Here is a 15,633-nt window from a genome sequence, read left to right as displayed (position 1 = left end):
CTAACGCCGCCAACGGCTGCAATTCGGCGTTGGCCAAAGTCCCCTGACCCAGGTCTCCTCGCTCATCGCCCAGATGCTGGCGAAGTTCGGCTCGCCCGTCGGCGGCTTGCCGGGATCGCCGGGATGCAGGCTGAAGATGAACTGCTTGCCGACCAGCGTCCGGCTGGCCTCGGCGTCGGTGATCGCGGCGTCGGTGGCTGGAAACCCGACCGCGCCGGCCTGGGTCGGCAGGTCCGGCAAGACCATCGTTGGCGACAGGCTCGAAGGACGGTCGTTGCGGGCGCGGATGGCGGTTTGCACCAGATCGCCCGCCGTGGCGCTGATTTCCGAAGGCGCCAGCACTTCGTCGATCCGCAGCGTCACCCCGACAGAACCGAAATTGTAGCAGTATCGATCGGCGCTCTGGAGCCGGCAGTCGCGGCTGCGCGCCTCCACGACCGTGGCGATGACCGCGCTGCGGCCCGAGCACAGAATCTGTTCGAGGCTGGCGGGCATGACGGCCTGCGCCGGACCGGCCATGGCCGCCGTGACGACAAGGGCGACGGCGATTTTCCGCATCATCCGACCCGCTCCCTGCCCAGTTTCCCTTTGACGGGACGGTGGCGTCTCTGTCCCATGGGGTCAATGCAGTCCCTTCGCCGCGCCCAGCCCGCCGACGCCTCCGCCATCGCCGCCCTCACCCGCCGGGCCTACGCCAAATGGGTTCCGCTGATCGGCCGTGAGCCGCTGCCGATGCGGGCCGACTACGCGGTGGCGGTCGCCAGCCATCGCTTCGACCTGCTGTATGTCGGCGAGACCCTGGCGGCGCTGATCGAGACGACGCCGCGGGACGACGCCCTGCTGATCGTCAATGTCGCGGTCGATCCGGCCTTCCAGGGTCGGGGGCATGGCCGCCGGCTGCTGGCCCTGGCCGAGGATCTGGCGGCGGAGGCCGGGCTGGCCATCATGCGCCTCTACACCAACCAGGCCTTCGCCGAGAATGTGCGGCTCTACCAATCGGTCGGCTATGCCATCGAGCGCGAGGAAACCTCCGAGTTGGGCGTCACGACTTATATGGCCAAGACGCTCTAGACCCTGTGGGCTGCTCGGGCTCAGCGCCGTAGGAGAAGGCCACGTCGCGATCTCCCAGGAAGCGGCCCAGGCCTTCCAGAACCCCGACCGCATTGGCCGGCGGCGCGGCCTGCTGATAGGCGACGATCCGCACCCTTCGGCCCAGCGCTTCCGGCAGCTTCTCGACAACTCCGCCACTCTTGATGAAACCCAGATAGGCGTTGATCTTCCGCTCAAGGGCCAGGAAGTGTTCGCGCTCATTGGCCCAGTCCAGATCGTCGATGATCGTCAGGACCACCTCGCCGTTCGCCTCGTCGATCCCCATGGCATCGATCGTCCCGGCATCCGCTATCGACACGCCATCTCTCCCACCGGCTCCACAAGCCGTGTAGGACACTGCCGGATTCCAACCCGGATTCCAATCTTGGGGGGCCAGCTTGCCACAGTCTTCTTCGCGGATATCGGGCGGGTTGTTGCCGCTCGGCGCGACCATGCTGGCCATGGCCGGCTTCCAGGTCGGGGCCTCGCTGGCCAAGGGACTGTTTCCGGCCACCGGCGTGGTCGGGGCGGTGACCCTGCGCCTGGTGTTCAGCGCCGTGCTGCTGATCGCCCTCACCCGGCCCTGGCGGAACTGGCCGCGCCCTGCCCCGCTCGGCGCGCTGTTCGGCCTGGGCGTCTGCGTGACCGCCGCCGTCCTGTTCTTCTACCTGGCAATCGACCGCCTGCCGCAGGGCGTGGCCATAGCGCTGCAGTTCGTCGGACCGATGAGCGTGGCGGTGCTGGGATCGCGGCGGACCCGGGACTTCGTCTGGGCGGGCCTGGCGGTGCTGGGGGTCTGGCTGCTGATCGGAACCGGCCTCACGCTCAAGGGCGTCGACCCGCTGGGCGTGCTCTGGGCCATGCTGGCGGCGGCCGGATGGGCCGGCTACATCCTGTTCGGCCGGGTGGCGGGCACGGCCTTTGGCAACGCCACGGCGGCGCTGGCCATCGGTATCGCCGCCCTGCTGGTGCTGCCGTTCGGAGCGCTCCAGGCGGCCGTCGTCTTCCAGCAGCCGGGGCTGATCCCCCTGGCCCTGCTGGTGGCGGTGATCTCGGCCGCCCTGCCCTTTTCGCTGGAGATGTACGCCCTGCCCCGCGTCCCGGCCCGCACCTTCGCGGTGTTCACCAGCCTGGAGCCGGCTTTCGGGGTGCTGTCGGGCCTGGTCCTGCTGCACGAGCGGCTGACCCTGGCCCAGACCGCCGGTGTCGCCGTCGTCATCGCCGCGGCGGCCGGCGCGGCCTGGTCGAGCGCCGAAAGGCCCCAACTGCCGGCCCCGACCTGAACCCGCCATGACCCTCGACATCCCAGACATCGTGCGGCGCAGGGCCGTCTCGCGCGGACCGGCCGGCGAGGCCTGGCTGACCGCCCTCCCCGGCCTGGTGCGGGACCTGGCTGAGGAATGGGACCTTGAGCTGGGCGCGACCCTGACCGGCGGCACCGAGGGCCTGGTGGTCGCCGCCAGCCTGGCCGACGGCCTCCCGGCGGTGCTGAAGCTGAACTTCCCGGGCGCTGATCCCAGCCTTGGCGAACTGCGGGCCCTGAGGGCGGGCGGCGGGCGGGGCTACGCCCAGCTCTATCGCCATGACGAGGCCCGCGAGGCGGTGCTGCTGGAACGGCTGGGACCGCAACTGCACGAGCTGGGCTGGCCGCTAGACGCCCAGCTGCAGGCGATCTGCGCCACCCTCAAGCTGGCCTGGCGACCGCTGGCGGACAGCGACGGCTTCATCGATGGCGCCGGCAAGGCCAAGGCTCTGGCCGAGTATATCGAGACCGCCTGGCGTGATCTGGACCATCCCTGCCCCGAGCGGACCATCGCCGCGGCGCTGGCCTTCGCCGAGGCCCGCGGCCGCGCCTTCGATCCAGAGCTAGCCGTGCTGGCCCATGGCGACGCCCATGCCTGGAACACCCTGCAGGCCCCCGGCGACGGGCCCGAACGGTTCAGGTTCGTCGACCCCGACGGCCTCTTCATCGAGCCGGCCTATGACCTGGCCATTCCGATGCGGGAATGGAGCCAGCCGCTGCTGGCCGGCGATCCGCTGGCGCTCGGTCAGGCCCGCTGCCAGCGGCTGGCTGAACTGACCGGCCTCGACCCCGAGCCGATCTGGCAGTGGGGGCTGATCGAGCGGACCTCGACGGGCCTGGCCTGCCTGCAGCTGGGCCTGGACGGCGGCGAGATGCTGGCCGTCGCCAACGCCTGGGCGGGCGCCTAGGGCTTGGAGCAGGCGGCGATCATCTCATCGACCGCCGCATCGACCGAGGCGATCGGCACGAAAAACTCGGTCTGGCCGTAGCCGGTCCAGGGCGCGACATGGTCGAAGGCGAGATCGCGCAGCCCCTCGAAGCTCTTGATCATCTTCTTGCGGCTGAGATTGCCGGGCCGCCAGCGGCCGCCCTCGCGCCAGACGAAATCGGCCGTGAACAGGATCCTGGCCCCGCCGACCTCAGCCAGGGTCGAGAACTGGCCGGGGGTGTGGCCGGGCGTGGGGATCAGCCGGACGTCGCCCTCGACCGTCGCCCGCTCGAACGGCATCACATGGTCGATGTGGGCGGCGTTGGTGCGGTGGCCCATCGCCTCGGCCTCGATGGCGCTGCAATAGACGCGGGCTCCGAACCGCTCGGCGATCTGGTTGGTCGGGGGGCCGCCCAGGTGACGGTCGCTGATCACCACCGCCGCGACCCCGCCCAGCGCCTCGAAGTCGTCGAAGCTGTCGGAGAGCGAGCCCATGCGGCTGGCGTCCAGCAGCAGGTTGCCGGAGGGCCGCCGGACGAAGTGGGAATAGCCGAAGCCCTTGCCGCCGTTCTGGCGGACCAGGAACACGCCGGGCAGAATCTCCTGCATCAACCGCCCCGCGATCTTGCGCCAAGCCAGCAGCCCAGCGCCTTTACGAGATAGCCCAGGGCGCCGATCAGCAGGATCGTCGTGGGCGGACTGGCCGAGAGCAGGATGGCCAGGTCGGCCAGCAGATAGATCGCGAACAGGGCTATGGCCGTTTCACGGCCGCGAGCCCAGCGTCCGGCCAGGAAGAAGACCGGCAATCCGGCGATCACCGACACCCAGGGCGAGGCCTGCTCGGCATAGGTCTGGTAGTCGGCCAGGGTCAGGCCGGGCCGGATCACATAGCTGTAGAGGGTGACCCAGAGGATGGCGGCCGCGATCAGGGCAACCTCGGCCAGGACGGCGCCCAGCACGGCGTAAATCCAGCGTACCCGTGACAACTCCATGCGTTTGCCCCTCCCTGTGGTCAGCGCACCTTCAGTCCCAGGGTCGATAATAGCGCGCCGGCCTGATCCCGCGAAATCACCGCGCCCTTGAACATGGTTGCGTCGATCAGCCGAAGCCCGCCCAGATCCGCGGCGCGCAGATCCGCCCCGTCGAAGCGGGCGTCGACCAGATTGGCGTCGCGCAGGCTGCAGGCCTCCAGCACCGTCTCGCGGAAATCGGCCCGGCGCAGGTCGGCCTGGGCGAAGTCGAGCCGGGTCAGGGTCAGCTTGCGGAACGAGAAGCCCGGCAGCTTGGCCGCCACCAGCAGGCATTCGGTGAAGCTGAGGCCCAGGGTCGCGGCCTCCGAGAAGTCCGCCCCAGTCAGCTTGCAGCCCTCGAACTTCACGGCCGAGAGGGTGGCGGCGCGGAAGTTGGCGTTGTTGAAGTCGCCCGACCGGAACACCGCGTCGGTCAGGTCGGCCCGCCCGAAATCGGCGAACCCGGCCCGGCAGCCCAGCCACTGCGTCCCCTCCAGCCGCGCGCCGGCCAGCCGCGTTTGCCGTAAGATGCAGCGTTCGAAGCGCCAGCCCTCCAGCTCCAGGCTCGAAAGGTCCGCCCCCTCCAGATCGCAGTCGGTCAGGTTGACGGGCTCGCCGTCGGCCAGGGCCTTGAGGTCCGCGCGGCTCAACGTGCGGTCGGAGACATCCTCAGCCATCAGCCCAGCTTGTAGTCGAGGCTGTAGCCGTGCTTGCCGTCGACGATCTCGATGCTGAAGGTCCCGGAGATACCAGCCAGCCCGCCCGTGCCGGAGTCCGGCGCGATGGCGATGGAAAGGTCGCGCGAGGTCTTGGTCATCACACCCCGATGCACCAGCACGAAGCTGCCCTTGCGGCCGGCGAGCGTCCCGGTCACCCGCTCAAGGGCCACATAGACGCCCGCGCCGCTGGGGCCGCCGGTGGTCTGCATCTGGCCGACACCCACGCCTTGGAGGTCGCCCTCATAAATCTTGTCCAGAGCCAGGCGGCCCATGATGACGCCGTCCACGTCGGTGTCGCCGTCCAGCGGCGTGGTCTTGACCTCAAACGGCCCCTTGGCGGTTGGCATCGGCAGGCTCCCGGGTTGCGATTGTTCTGGTTATGTTTTCATCGGCGGCGACTGTCAAACCCACCGGCTGGAATCCTGTCGCCGCTTTCACTTGCCAGCGCCGGTGCGAGACGATCTCATGGCCTGAACGGCGATCACCAATACGCCGGCTCTTTCATAAGGTGAGGCTTCATGGCGACGGGCAGACGTTCAACCCTGACACTGGCCGCGTTCGCCGCGCCTTGCCTCCCCCTGGCGGCCTTCGGATTGCCGCTCACCATCACCCTGCCGACCTTCTATGCCGAATCCCTGGGCCTGGGCCTGGAGCTCACGGGCTGGGCCTGGGTGCTGATACGCCTGTTCGATATCGCCTTTGACCCGTTGTTCGGGACGGTCCTGGACCGGACCAACTGGAAGTGGGGCCGCTTCAAATCCTGGTTCGCCATCGGCACACCGATCCTCATGCTGGCGGTCTGGATGCTGTTCATGGCTAAGCCGGGGGTGGGGCCGATCCACCTCTTCTTCTGGCTGGGCGTGGTCTATATCGGCTACTCGATCACCGTGCTGTCGCACACGTCCTGGGCCTCGACTCTTTCAGCCGACTACCACCAGCGCTCGCGGGTCTACGCCTTTTGGCAGACCGGCAATGTGGTCGGGATGATCCTGATCCTGGCCATGCCGGTGCTGCTGGGCATCCTCAAGGTTCCGGGCCGGGAGGACGGCTATGTCGGCCAGCAGGGCCTGTTCATCGTCATCATGGCGCCGCTGATGATCGCCCTGGCGCTGTGGCGGGTCGAGGAGCCCAAGGTCGTTCATGACGCCAGCGCGCCGCGCACCCAGGTCATGGACTATTTCAAGATGCTCAGCCGCCCGACCGTGCGCCGGGTGCTGATCGCCGATCTGCTGATGGGCCTGGCCCCGGGGGTCGCCGGCACGCTGTTTTTCTTCTACTTCATCCGGGTCAAGGGCTTCGATCGGATCGAGGCTGCCGGTCTGCTGCTGATCTATTTCCTGGCGGCGATCGTCGGGGCGGTGCTGTGGACTCGCCTGGCCAAGCGGTCCGGCAAGGCCTCTTCCCTGCGGATATCCTGCGTCATCTACGCCGCCGTGCAGTTCCTCGTGGTCTTCCTGCCGGCGGGCAACTTCCTGATGGCCGTTCCCTTCCTGGTGCTGGCCGGCCTGCCCTATTCGGCGGCCTCCTTCCTGTTGCGGTCGATGATGGCCGACATCAACGACGAGGAGCGGCTCAACACCGGCAAGGACCGCACAGGCATGCTGTTCTCGATCCTCACTGGCACGCAGAAGGTGGGCTCGGCGCTGGCCGGATCGTCCTTCATCCTGCTCAGCTATCTGGGGCTGAATGCCGAAAATCCGGCCGCCAGCACCGCCTTCGGCCTGCTCAGCCTGCAGGCCATGTACGCGGTGGTGCCCGGCGTCATTGGCCTCCTGGCGGCGCTGACCATGGTGGGCTATCCGCTGACCGAAGAACGTCACGCCGAGATTCGCCAGAAGCTGGGCGAACGCGACGCGACACACCCGCCGCCGCCTCAGGAAGACACCGTCCCGCTCGATGTCGCACCCGCCCAGTAACGATCAGCAGAGCAGCGACCACCCGATCTTCCGCCTGCTGGCGGTGATGGAGCAGCTGCGCGACCCGGTGACGGGCTGTCCGTGGGACACCCAGCAGACCTTCGCCACCATCGCCCCCTACACGGTCGAGGAAGCCTACGAAGTCGCCGACGCCATCGAGCGGGGCGATCTGGCGGACCTGAAGGACGAGCTGGGCGACCTGTTGCTGCAGGTGGTGTTTCACGCCCGCATGGCCGAGGAGGCCGGGCAGTTCGATTTCGCCGCCGTGGCCACCGCCATCTCCGACAAGATGGTCCGCCGCCACCCTTACGTCTTCGCCGGGGCGCCGCGCTCGGACCATTCCGATCCCGAGACCGGCTGGGAAGCCATCAAGGCCCAGGAGCGAGCGGCCAAGGGCAGGCCGGAAAAGCCGCCCGGCGTGCTGGACGATGTTCCCCCATCCCTGCCCTCGCTGATCCGGGCGGTGAAGCTGACCAAGCGGGCGGCCAGAGTTGGGTTCGACTGGCCCTCGACCAAGGAGGTGCTGGCCAAGCTGCGCGAGGAAGTGGCCGAACTCGAGGTCGAGATCGAGGCCGGGGACAAGGACAAGGCCCGCGACGAGCTGGGCGACATCCTGTTCGTGATCGCCAACCTTGCCCGCAAGTTGGACGTTGAGCCTGAGGACGCCCTGCGCGGGACCAACGCCAAGTTCACCCGCCGCTTTCGCCATATCGAGGCGCGGCTGGCGGAGAGTGGCCGCACGCCGGACCAGTCGGATCTCGCCGAGATGGACGCCCTCTGGGACGAGGCCAAGGCGCTGGAGCGGGCCAATCAGGCCTAGCTGAAATACCGCCCCGGCGTGGAGCCAAACGCGGAACGGAAAGCGGCGACGAAGGCGCTGGGCGTGCGATAGCCGGCGTCTTCGGCCACCGCCTTGACCGGCAGGCCGCCGGCCAGGCCGCGCAGGGCGGCCAGCAGCCGGGCCTGGCGGCGCCACTGGCCCAGCGATAGGCCGGTCTCGGTCTGAAAGCGTCGCTCGAGCGTGCGCAGGGAGAGGCCGACCCGTCGGGCGAGCGTCGCCCCAGCCTCGCCGGTCTCCAGCAGTTCGGCGGCCCGGCGGGCTGCGGGGCTGGTCGGCATCGGCAGGTCGAAGGGCGCGGCTGGATGACGGCGCAGCTCCTCGAAGATCAGCTGGGCCATGGCCACATCGGCCCGGTGGCGCTCGTCAAGCCGGCCCAGCTCCACCGTGCGCAGGATCAGTTCGCGCAGCAGTGGCGAGACGGCGATGACGCTGCACTCGGTCGGCAGCCCCTCCCCCGCATTGGGCCGCACATAGAGGCTGCGCATGGCGCTGGCCCCGGTGAAGCGGATGGCGTGGGCCATGCCGCCGGGCGCCCAGATCGCCCAGCTGGGCGGCGCCACCCAGGACCCGGCCTCGGTCCAGACGGTCATCACCCCGGCGGAAGCATAGATCAGCTGAGGCCAGTCATGGGCGTGCCGCTCCAGTTCGAAACCGCTGGGCAGGTCGGCCTTGGAGACACGCACCAGATAGAAGGGTTCGTCAGCGGCGGTTTGACGGATTGCAGACATCGAATGGCAGACTATCGCGATTGCGACAGCCCGGCCAGCGGCGTTAGGGTTCGCTCATGGCAAACAACCTCGCGTCCTTCTCCATCCATGTCGACGATGTCGACCGCGCCCGGGCCTTCTACGAGGCGGTGTTCGGCTGGCGGTTCGAGCCCTGGGGCCCGCCGGGCTTCTACGTGATCCACACCGGCGACGAGGCCAGTCCCGGCATCCAGGGTCTGATGCACAAGCGCCAGGTTCCGCGCGCCGGCACGGGTCTCAACGGCTTCGAATGCACCATCGCCGTCGATGACCTGGACGCCGTCTACACGGCGGTGGCGGCGAACGGCGGCCGGATCACCATGGAGCGGGCGACCATCCCCACGGTTGGAACGCTGATCCGCTTCGACGATCCGGAAGGCAACGATGTCGGGGCGATGGCCTACGAGACCCAGCCACACACCTGATCAGCCGGTAGGACCGCCGTCGCTCTTGCCGCTCACGCCAAAGGCTCGGCACACCCTGCGGCCCTTGGTCGGCTGCCCGGCCGAGTCCTTGCTGGCCGCCTTGTACATACCGGCCAGTTCAGCGGCATACGCGCCAAATCCCTTTCCCGCCGCGCTTTCCATCAGCACGATGCAGTCCTTTGGCCGGCCGCTGGCGTTGAGTTCGCATTGGACGCGGGCATAGCCACTGCCCGTCGTCAGTTCACCGGCGGCCATTTCCTGCTGGGCGAACCCTGGGGCCAGGATCCAGCGCAGGCCCGCGGCGGAGCCCGGTTCACAATCCCAGGTCCCCAGGCGATCCTGCGCCAGGCCGGTCGAGGCGCCGGCCAGCGCGACGGCGGCGGCAATGGCCATGCTTCTGACGATCATTGGATTACCCCCCAAATACGAGGCTAATCCTCTGACGGCTCCTCCGAGCCGTCAACGCTGGATAGAAGGGTGGGAAACTGGCGCTCGAACCGGCCCAGCGCCTCGGACGACAGCTTGGCCCTCAGTTCGACCCCACCGTCCTGTCCGTCATGACGACCGGTGATCCGGCCATGGCGGTAGAGCCAGGCCAGGGCCTGGCCGTCGGCCGAGCCCAGGGTCAGGGCGATTTCCGGCTCGTCGTCGATCAGGGCGGCCAGGCGGCGCAGCAGGCTGTCGCAGCCCTCGCCCGTCACAGCCGACAGCACGGCGGCGCCGTTGCGGCGGGCCGAGCCGTCCAGGTCGTCGCGGTCGGCCTCAGGCACCAGGTCGGCCTTGTTCCACACTTCCAGAAGGTTGCGGCCGCCGGCCTCGGTAACCTCCAGGTCGGCCAGCACCGCCTCGACGTCGCGGGCCTGGGCGTTGCTGTCGGGGCTGGCGATGTCGCGGACATGCAGGACGACATCGGCCTCCTGCACCTCCTCGAGCGTGGCCCGGAAGGCCTCGACCAGTTCGTGCGGCAGGTCGGAGATGAAGCCCACCGTGTCCGACAGGATGGCGGGTCGGCCACCGGGCAGCTTCACCTCGCGCAGGGTCGGATCGAGCGTGGCGAACAGCATGTCCTGCGCCACCACCGCCGAGTCGGTCAGGCGGTTGAACAGGGTCGACTTGCCGGCGTTGGTGTAGCCGACCAGCGCGATGGTCGGGGTCGGGGTCTTCTTGCGGGCCGAGCGGTGCAGGGTGCGGGTGCGCCGCACCTCCTTCAGCTCCTTCTTGAGCTTGCCGATCTTCTCGGCCAGCAGCCGGCGGTCGGTCTCGATCTGGGTTTCGCCGGGGCCGCCCATGACGCCGAAGCCACCACGCTGGCGCTCCAGGTGGGTCCAGGTGCGGACGAGGCGGGATTTCTCGTAGTTCAGCCGGGCCAGTTCGACCTGCAACCGGCCTTCCTTGGTGCGGGCCCGGCGGGCGAAGATCTCCAGGATCAGGCCGGTGCGGTCGATGACCTTCACCCCCCAGGCCTTTTCCAGATTGCGCTGCTGCACGGGGGTCAGCTGGTCGTCGACCACGGCCACGTCCAGCTCCTGGGCCTCGCAGACCAGGCGCAGTTCCTCGACCTTGCCCTTGCCGAACAGGGTGGCGGGCATGGTCTTGCGCAAAGGCACGATCATGGCCTCCGCGACCTCGATGTCGAGGGCCTCGGCCAGGCCCATGGCCTCCTCAAGACGGGTCTGCGGATGACGGCCAGAGGCGTCTCCGCCCGGACGAACCGGGTGGAGCACCAGGGCCTGCTGGACCGGGACGCCCCGGTCTACGGATTTATTGGTCAATCGTCCTGCTCGGGGCCCGGCTCATACAGCTGCACAGGCTGGGCGGGCATGATGGTGGAAATGGCGTGTTTGTAGACCAGCTGAGACTGGCCATCACGGCGCAGCAGGACACAGAAGTTGTCGAACCAGCTCACCACGCCCTGCAGCTTGACGCCGTTGACCAGGAAGATGGTCAGGGGCGTCTTGGATTTGCGGACCGCGTTGAGGAAGGTGTCCTGCAGGTTTTGTTTCTTGTCGCTCACGGGGGTTCCCCTCTTTTTGGTCGAGGAGCAGAAGGCCCCTCACACACATAAGTCAAACGCTAGCCACCGGGTTCTGCGGACCGCAATCGAATAAGACCGACCGCGCTCAAATGCCCGACTTCTGCGCGTGCTCGATATAGAGGGCGCGCAGCCTTGTCGCCAGGGGGCCTGGCTTGCCGTCGCCGACCGGATGGCCGTCGACCGCCACCACCGGCATGACCAGGCTGCCGGCCCCGGTGATGAAGGCTTCCCTGGCGGCCTTGGCTTCCTCCGGCGTGAACGGCTTTTCCTGCAGGGTCAGGCCCTCCTTGGCCAGCAGGTCCATGACGCTGCGCCGGGTGACGCCGCGCAGGATGTTGGCGTTGGTGTCGCGGGTGCGCAGATTGCCCTCGCCATCGACGATCCAGGCGTTGGACGAGGCGCCCTCGGTGACTAGGCCCAGGTCGTCGACGAACCAGGCCTCCCCTGCCCCGCGCTCCCGCGCCGCCTGCTTGGCGAGCGCATTGGGCAGCAGGCCCACGGTCTTGATGTCGCAGCGGCCCCAGCGATTTTCCGGCGTGGTGATCACCGAGATGCCGCCGGCCGCCTTGGCCTCGGTCGCGGCGCGGTCGAGGCCGCGGGCGACGATCACCACGGCCGGCGGGGTCGAGGGATGCGGGAAGGCGTGGTCGCGCTTGGCGACCCCCCGGGTGACCTGCAGATAGACCAGCCCCTCGCGCACCCGGTTGCGGCGCACCGCCTCCTTGAGCACGACCTCCAGCGCGGCCCGGCTCATCGGATGGGGGATGCGCAGTTCGTCCAGACTGCGCCAGAGCCGTTCGAAATGGCCCTCGGAGTCGGCCAGGGCGCCATTGAACACCGCCCAGACCTCATAGATGCCATCAGCCAGCTGGTAGCCGCGGTCCTCGACATGGACCATGGCCTGGCCATGCCGGACGAACTGGCCGTTCACATAGACCCAGCGCGCGGACATCAGTCGGCCTCTTCCTCGCCGCCCCGGCCGCCGGAGAGGCCCAGGGACTTCAGCTTGCGGTGCAGGGCCGAGCGCTCCATGCCGATGAAGGTGGCGGTGCGCGAGATGTTGCCGCCGAACCGCAGGATCTGGGCGTTCAGATACTCCCGCTCGAACAGCTCCCGCGCCTCGCGCAGCGGCAGGGCGATGATCCGTTCGGGCCCGATGGTTCCGGCCTGGGCGGCGGTGGCCACCTCGGCGGGCAGCATCTCGGCGCTGATGATCTCGCCGGGCTCGCCCGTGGCCAGGATCAGCATCCGCTCGACGTTGTTGCGCAACTGGCGGACGTTGCCGGGCCAGGCATGGACCTGCAGGGTGGCCAGGGCGTCCTCGCCGAGGCGGCGGCGCGGCATGCCGGTGGCTTCGCAGATTCTTTCGATAAAATACTGGATCATCTCGGGAATATCGTCCCGCCGCTCGGCCAGGGACGGCACCCGCACCGGCACGACGTTCAGCCGATGGAACAGGTCCTCGCGGAACCGCCCCGCGGCGATCTCCTCGCGCAGGTCGCGCGAGCTGGACGAGATCACCCGCACATCGACCTGCACGTCATTGTCGCCGCCGACCCGGCGGAAACGCTGGTCGACCAGCACCCGCAGGATGCGGCTCTGGGTCTCGCGCGGCATCTCGGCCACCTCGTCGAGATAGAGCGTGCCGCCGTGGGCGCGCTCGAAGACGCCGATCTTGCGGGGACGCCCCCCCTCGCCTTCCTCGCCGAACAGCTCGCCGTCCATGCGTTCGGGCGCCATGCCGGCGGCGCTGATGGCCACGAACTCGCCCTTGGCCCGCTGGCTGGCGGCGTGGATCAGCCGCGCCACCGTCTCCTTGCCCGAGCCGGGCGGGCCGGTGACCAGCACCCGGCTGTTGGCCGAGGCGACCTTGTTGATCATCTGGCGCAGCGACTGGGCGGCGGCCGACTTGCCGATCAGGTCGTCGCTGGCCAGGGCCTGGGTGCGCAGCCGGCGGTTCTCGCGCTTGAGCCCGGCCTGCTCCAGGGCCCGTTCGACGGTCAGGATCAGCCGGTCGGACTTGAACGGCTTTTCCAGGAATTCGTAGGCCCCGCGCTTCATGGCGCTGACGGCGGTTTCGATATTGCCGTGCCCGCTGATCATGATCACCGGCAGGTCCTCGTCGAGCGTCTTGATCAGGTCGAGCAGTTCCAGCCCGTCCATGCCGCCGCCCTGCATCCAGATGTCCAGGATCAGCAGGGCCGGCCGGCGCGCCCGGATGGCGGCCAGGGCGGACTCGGAATCGGCGGCGGTGCGCACGGCATAGCCCTCATCGCTGAGGATGCCCGCCACCAGTTCACGGATATCGATCTCGTCGTCGACGACCAGTACGTCAGCCGCCATGGTTCACCTCTTCAGCCGGCGCCACGGGCGCGGTCAGTGTGTTGTCCGCCGCGTTTTCGGCTTGCCGGACAGTTGGGAAGCTCAGGGTCACCTTGGCCCCGGGCGGTTGCGATGCATCGGTCAGACCCAGCTCGCCGCCATGGTCCTCCATGATGCGCTTGACGATGGCCAGGCCCAGGCCGGTGCCCTTTTCGCGGGTGGTCATGTAGGGCTCGGTCAGCCGGTCGCGGTCGCGGGCCGGCAGGCCCACGCCATTGTCCTCGATCTCGAAGCTCATGCCGTGCGGCTCGGTCAGTTTCAGCCGCGCGACGATCCGGCCCTGGCCCTTGGCGGCGTCGCGGGCCGAGACGGCCTCGGCGGCGTTCTTCAGCACATTCGCCAGCGCCTGGCCGACCATCCGCTCGTCGCAGACCAGGTGCAGGCCGGTCGGCGGGTCGGGCATTTCCACGGCGATGTCGGGGCTGGCGACCCGCTGGGCGAACACCGCCTGGCGCAGCAGCTCGGCCGGATCCTGGTCGGCGAAGCGCGGGGCCGGCATGCGGGCGAAGGAGGAGAATTCGTCGACCATCCGGCCGATATCGCCGACCTGGCGGATGATGGTGTCGGTGCAGCGGTCGAAGGTCTCGAGATCCTGGGTGATGTCCTTGCGGTATTTGCGTTTCAGCCGCTCGGCCGACAGCTGGATGGGGGTGAGCGGGTTCTTGATCTCATGGGCGATGCGGCGGGCGACATCCTTCCAGGCGGCGTTGCGCTGGGCGGTGACCAGGCGGGTAATGTCGTCGAAGGTCAGCACCACCCCGCCGCCGCCGGCCCCGGTGGCCCGCACCCGCAGGCGGCGGGTCTCGACGTCGCGGACCAGGTCGACCTCCTCCTCGGCCCCCGCCCCCATCTCCAGGGCCAGCTCGACCACGGGAGCGAACTCCGGCGCCGCTTCGCTGAGCAGACGGCCCAGGATTTCGACCGGCGACAGGTCCAGCAGGGCGGCCGCCTGACGGTTGGCGGCTGAAATCCGTCCCTCGGCGTCCAGGCCCAGCACCCCGGCGCTGACGCCCGACAGTACGGTCTCGATGAACTGGCGCCGGGCCTCGGCGTCCAGGCCGGCGGCTTTCAGGGCCGCCTGCTGGTCCTGAAGATCCCGCGTCATGTTATTGAATGCCCTGGATAACATGGCGATTTCTTCAGGTTCTTCCCCGGTCTCCACCCGGGCAGACAGGTCCCCGCCCGCGACGGACCCCGCCGCCTTGACCAGCCGGGCGACAGGGCCGGCGATCGAGCGCGCGGCGCCGATGCCCAGCCAGGCGGCGCCGACCAGGACCAGCAGGGCGGTCTCGATGTAGCTGAGCAGGAAGGCGAACTGCACGCGGGCGCGGGACTTGGCCGCGTCGCTGTACTCGGCCAGCGAGGCTTCGGTTTCGCGCAGGTGGCGGATGATGCCCTTCTCGACGGGGCGGGTGATGTAGAGATAGGCGTCCCGATAGCCCTTGAGCTTGGAGAGGGCCCGGACCGCGTCGTCGGCCTCGAAGGTTTCGGTCGAGATGTAGTTGTCGTTGGCGGACTGGAAACTGGTGGCGGGCGGCACCAGGAAGGGCGGCGCCTTCAGGGTCTCGGCCTGGGCCAGGACCATGCCCCGATGATCCAGCAGATAGATGGCGCTGAACCCGTGATCGGCGGCTTCGGTGGCCAGGAGGTGGCCATAGGCGACGGGAGAGGCCTCCAGGGAGCTGGGCACCTGATCCAGATCCTGGGCGATCAGGTTCACGTTATGCTCGACATAGTCCAGCTGGACCTTGACGTAGCTGCGCGCCACGTTGGCCGAGGTTTCCACCAGGTTGGTGACCCGCTGGCTGAACCAGCTCTCCACCCCGCGATTGATCAAGACGCCGAACAGCAGCGCCACCACCACGGCCGGCGCCACCGCCACGGCCGAGAACATCGCCACGAAGCGCAGGGTCAATCTCGCGCCGGCGTCGGCTTCCCTGAGCGACAGCACCCGCCAGGCGATCATCGCCGCCAGGGTCAGCAACAGCACGAGGTTGAAGCCCAGCACCACCAGGACAATCTCGCTGGCGGCCGAGACCGGTCCGGTGCGCGGGGGCGAGGAGGCCAGGAAGACGCCGGCGGCGGTCAGCAGGACCGACAGGACATAGCCGCCGCCCAGCACGTAGGGCGACTGGGCCAGACGCCGCCACAGCGGCGTCGGTGCAGCAATCGCTTCGGCCGCCAACGCACTCATCGGCGGAACCTAGGTCGGACTGCGCTAGGAATGCAACAGGATGTT

19 protein-coding genes are annotated in these 15,633 nt (G+C 68.6%); 6 read left to right on the top strand and 13 right to left on the bottom strand.

What is annotated here, in order from left to right:
- Positions 1–561: a hypothetical protein gene (locus QO010_RS04300; RefSeq protein WP_307346404.1), complete on the bottom strand. Its 561-nt coding sequence runs from the start codon at positions 559–561 to the stop codon at positions 1–3.
- A gap of 63 nt (positions 562–624) precedes the next feature.
- Between QO010_RS04300 and QO010_RS04295 the strand changes: the two genes are divergently transcribed.
- Positions 625–1,071 (top strand): GNAT family N-acetyltransferase, encoded by a 447-nt coding sequence (locus QO010_RS04295; RefSeq protein ID WP_307346402.1) that lies wholly within the window; start codon positions 625–627, stop codon positions 1,069–1,071.
- On the opposite strand, the gene QO010_RS04290 is transcribed toward QO010_RS04295, so the two are convergent.
- Positions 1,043–1,408 carry a DUF6572 domain-containing protein gene (locus QO010_RS04290; protein WP_307346400.1) on the bottom strand — a complete coding sequence of 122 codons (366 nt, stop codon included), beginning with the start codon at positions 1,406–1,408 and terminating at the stop codon, positions 1,043–1,045. The two genes, QO010_RS04295 and QO010_RS04290, sit on opposite strands and share 29 nt — an antisense overlap.
- Positions 1,409–1,523: 115 nt before the next feature.
- Here QO010_RS04290 and QO010_RS04285 point away from each other — a divergent pair, with 115 nt between their 5' ends.
- Positions 1,524–2,372, top strand: a complete 849-nt coding sequence (locus tag QO010_RS04285) for an EamA family transporter (RefSeq protein WP_307346397.1) — start codon at positions 1,524–1,526, stop codon at positions 2,370–2,372.
- A 7-nt stretch (positions 2,373–2,379) separates the two neighbouring features.
- Positions 2,380–3,300, top strand: a complete 921-nt coding sequence (locus QO010_RS04280; protein WP_307346394.1) for an aminoglycoside phosphotransferase family protein — start codon at positions 2,380–2,382, stop codon at positions 3,298–3,300.
- On the opposite strand, the gene QO010_RS04275 is transcribed toward QO010_RS04280, so the two are convergent.
- Genes QO010_RS04275 through QO010_RS04260 form a run of 4 tightly spaced genes read right to left on the bottom strand, consistent with a single transcriptional unit; the run spans position 3,297 to position 5,396 of the window.
- On the bottom strand, positions 3,297–3,929 hold the full coding sequence (locus QO010_RS04275; RefSeq protein WP_307346390.1) for an MBL fold metallo-hydrolase: 633 nt from the start codon (positions 3,927–3,929) through the stop codon (positions 3,297–3,299). The genes QO010_RS04280 and QO010_RS04275 overlap by 4 nt on opposite strands.
- Complete coding sequence (locus tag QO010_RS04270; protein ID WP_307346388.1) at positions 3,929–4,312, bottom strand: hypothetical protein; 384 nt, start codon at positions 4,310–4,312, stop codon at positions 3,929–3,931. The genes QO010_RS04275 and QO010_RS04270 overlap by 1 nt, the downstream gene beginning before the upstream one ends.
- A gap of 20 nt (positions 4,313–4,332) precedes the next feature.
- Positions 4,333–5,007: a pentapeptide repeat-containing protein gene (locus QO010_RS04265; protein WP_307346383.1), complete on the bottom strand. Its 675-nt coding sequence runs from the start codon at positions 5,005–5,007 to the stop codon at positions 4,333–4,335.
- Positions 5,007–5,396: a DUF3224 domain-containing protein gene (locus tag QO010_RS04260; protein ID WP_307346380.1), complete on the bottom strand. Its 390-nt coding sequence runs from the start codon at positions 5,394–5,396 to the stop codon at positions 5,007–5,009. Before QO010_RS04260 ends, QO010_RS04265 begins: the two co-directional genes overlap by 1 nt.
- Before the next feature lie 171 nt (positions 5,397–5,567).
- Between QO010_RS04260 and QO010_RS04255 the strand changes: the two genes are divergently transcribed.
- Complete coding sequence (locus tag QO010_RS04255; protein ID WP_307346377.1) at positions 5,568–6,965, top strand: MFS transporter; 1,398 nt, start codon at positions 5,568–5,570, stop codon at positions 6,963–6,965.
- Positions 6,946–7,785, top strand: a complete 840-nt coding sequence (gene mazG / locus QO010_RS04250; RefSeq protein ID WP_307346375.1) for a nucleoside triphosphate pyrophosphohydrolase — start codon at positions 6,946–6,948, stop codon at positions 7,783–7,785. Before QO010_RS04255 ends, mazG begins: the two co-directional genes overlap by 20 nt.
- On the opposite strand, the gene QO010_RS04245 is transcribed toward mazG, so the two are convergent.
- Entirely contained in the window at positions 7,782–8,534 is a 753-nt protein-coding gene (locus tag QO010_RS04245; RefSeq protein WP_307346372.1) for an AraC family transcriptional regulator, read from the bottom strand. The genes mazG and QO010_RS04245 overlap by 4 nt on opposite strands.
- 56 nt (positions 8,535–8,590) lie before the next feature.
- Between QO010_RS04245 and QO010_RS04240 the strand changes: the two genes are divergently transcribed.
- A complete protein-coding gene (locus QO010_RS04240; protein WP_307346369.1) occupies positions 8,591–8,977 on the top strand; it encodes a VOC family protein in 387 nt (128 codons plus the stop codon).
- On the opposite strand, the gene QO010_RS04235 is transcribed toward QO010_RS04240, so the two are convergent.
- From QO010_RS04235 to QO010_RS04210, 6 genes are all read right to left on the bottom strand, one after another.
- The gene (locus QO010_RS04235; protein WP_307346366.1) at positions 8,978–9,385 is read right to left on the bottom strand and encodes a hypothetical protein; all 408 of its coding nucleotides are present in this window, start codon (positions 9,383–9,385) and stop codon (positions 8,978–8,980) included.
- Between the two features lie 23 nt (positions 9,386–9,408).
- On the bottom strand, positions 9,409–10,749 hold the full coding sequence (hflX, locus tag QO010_RS04230; RefSeq protein WP_307346362.1) for a GTPase HflX: 1,341 nt from the start codon (positions 10,747–10,749) through the stop codon (positions 9,409–9,411).
- Positions 10,746–10,991, bottom strand: a complete 246-nt coding sequence (gene hfq, locus QO010_RS04225; protein ID WP_307346359.1) for an RNA chaperone Hfq — start codon at positions 10,989–10,991, stop codon at positions 10,746–10,748. The genes hflX and hfq overlap by 4 nt, the downstream gene beginning before the upstream one ends.
- A gap of 106 nt (positions 10,992–11,097) precedes the next feature.
- Positions 11,098–11,964 (bottom strand): D-amino-acid transaminase, encoded by an 867-nt coding sequence (locus QO010_RS04220; protein WP_307346356.1) that lies wholly within the window; start codon positions 11,962–11,964, stop codon positions 11,098–11,100.
- Positions 11,964–13,355, bottom strand: coding sequence for a nitrogen assimilation response regulator NtrX (ntrX, locus tag QO010_RS04215; protein WP_307346353.1), 1,392 nt, complete (start codon positions 13,353–13,355; stop codon positions 11,964–11,966). Before ntrX ends, QO010_RS04220 begins: the two co-directional genes overlap by 1 nt.
- Positions 13,345–15,588, bottom strand: coding sequence for an ATP-binding protein (locus tag QO010_RS04210; RefSeq protein WP_307346351.1), 2,244 nt, complete (start codon positions 15,586–15,588; stop codon positions 13,345–13,347). Before QO010_RS04210 ends, ntrX begins: the two co-directional genes overlap by 11 nt.
- Positions 15,589–15,633 lie beyond the last annotated feature (45 nt).

It is taken from the genome of Caulobacter ginsengisoli, assembly GCF_030814835.1.
Lineage (GTDB): Bacteria > Pseudomonadota > Alphaproteobacteria > Caulobacterales > Caulobacteraceae > Caulobacter > Caulobacter ginsengisoli.
The sequence above is the reverse complement of the archived record's forward strand: the minus strand, read 5'-3'. Positions and strand labels throughout refer to the sequence as shown.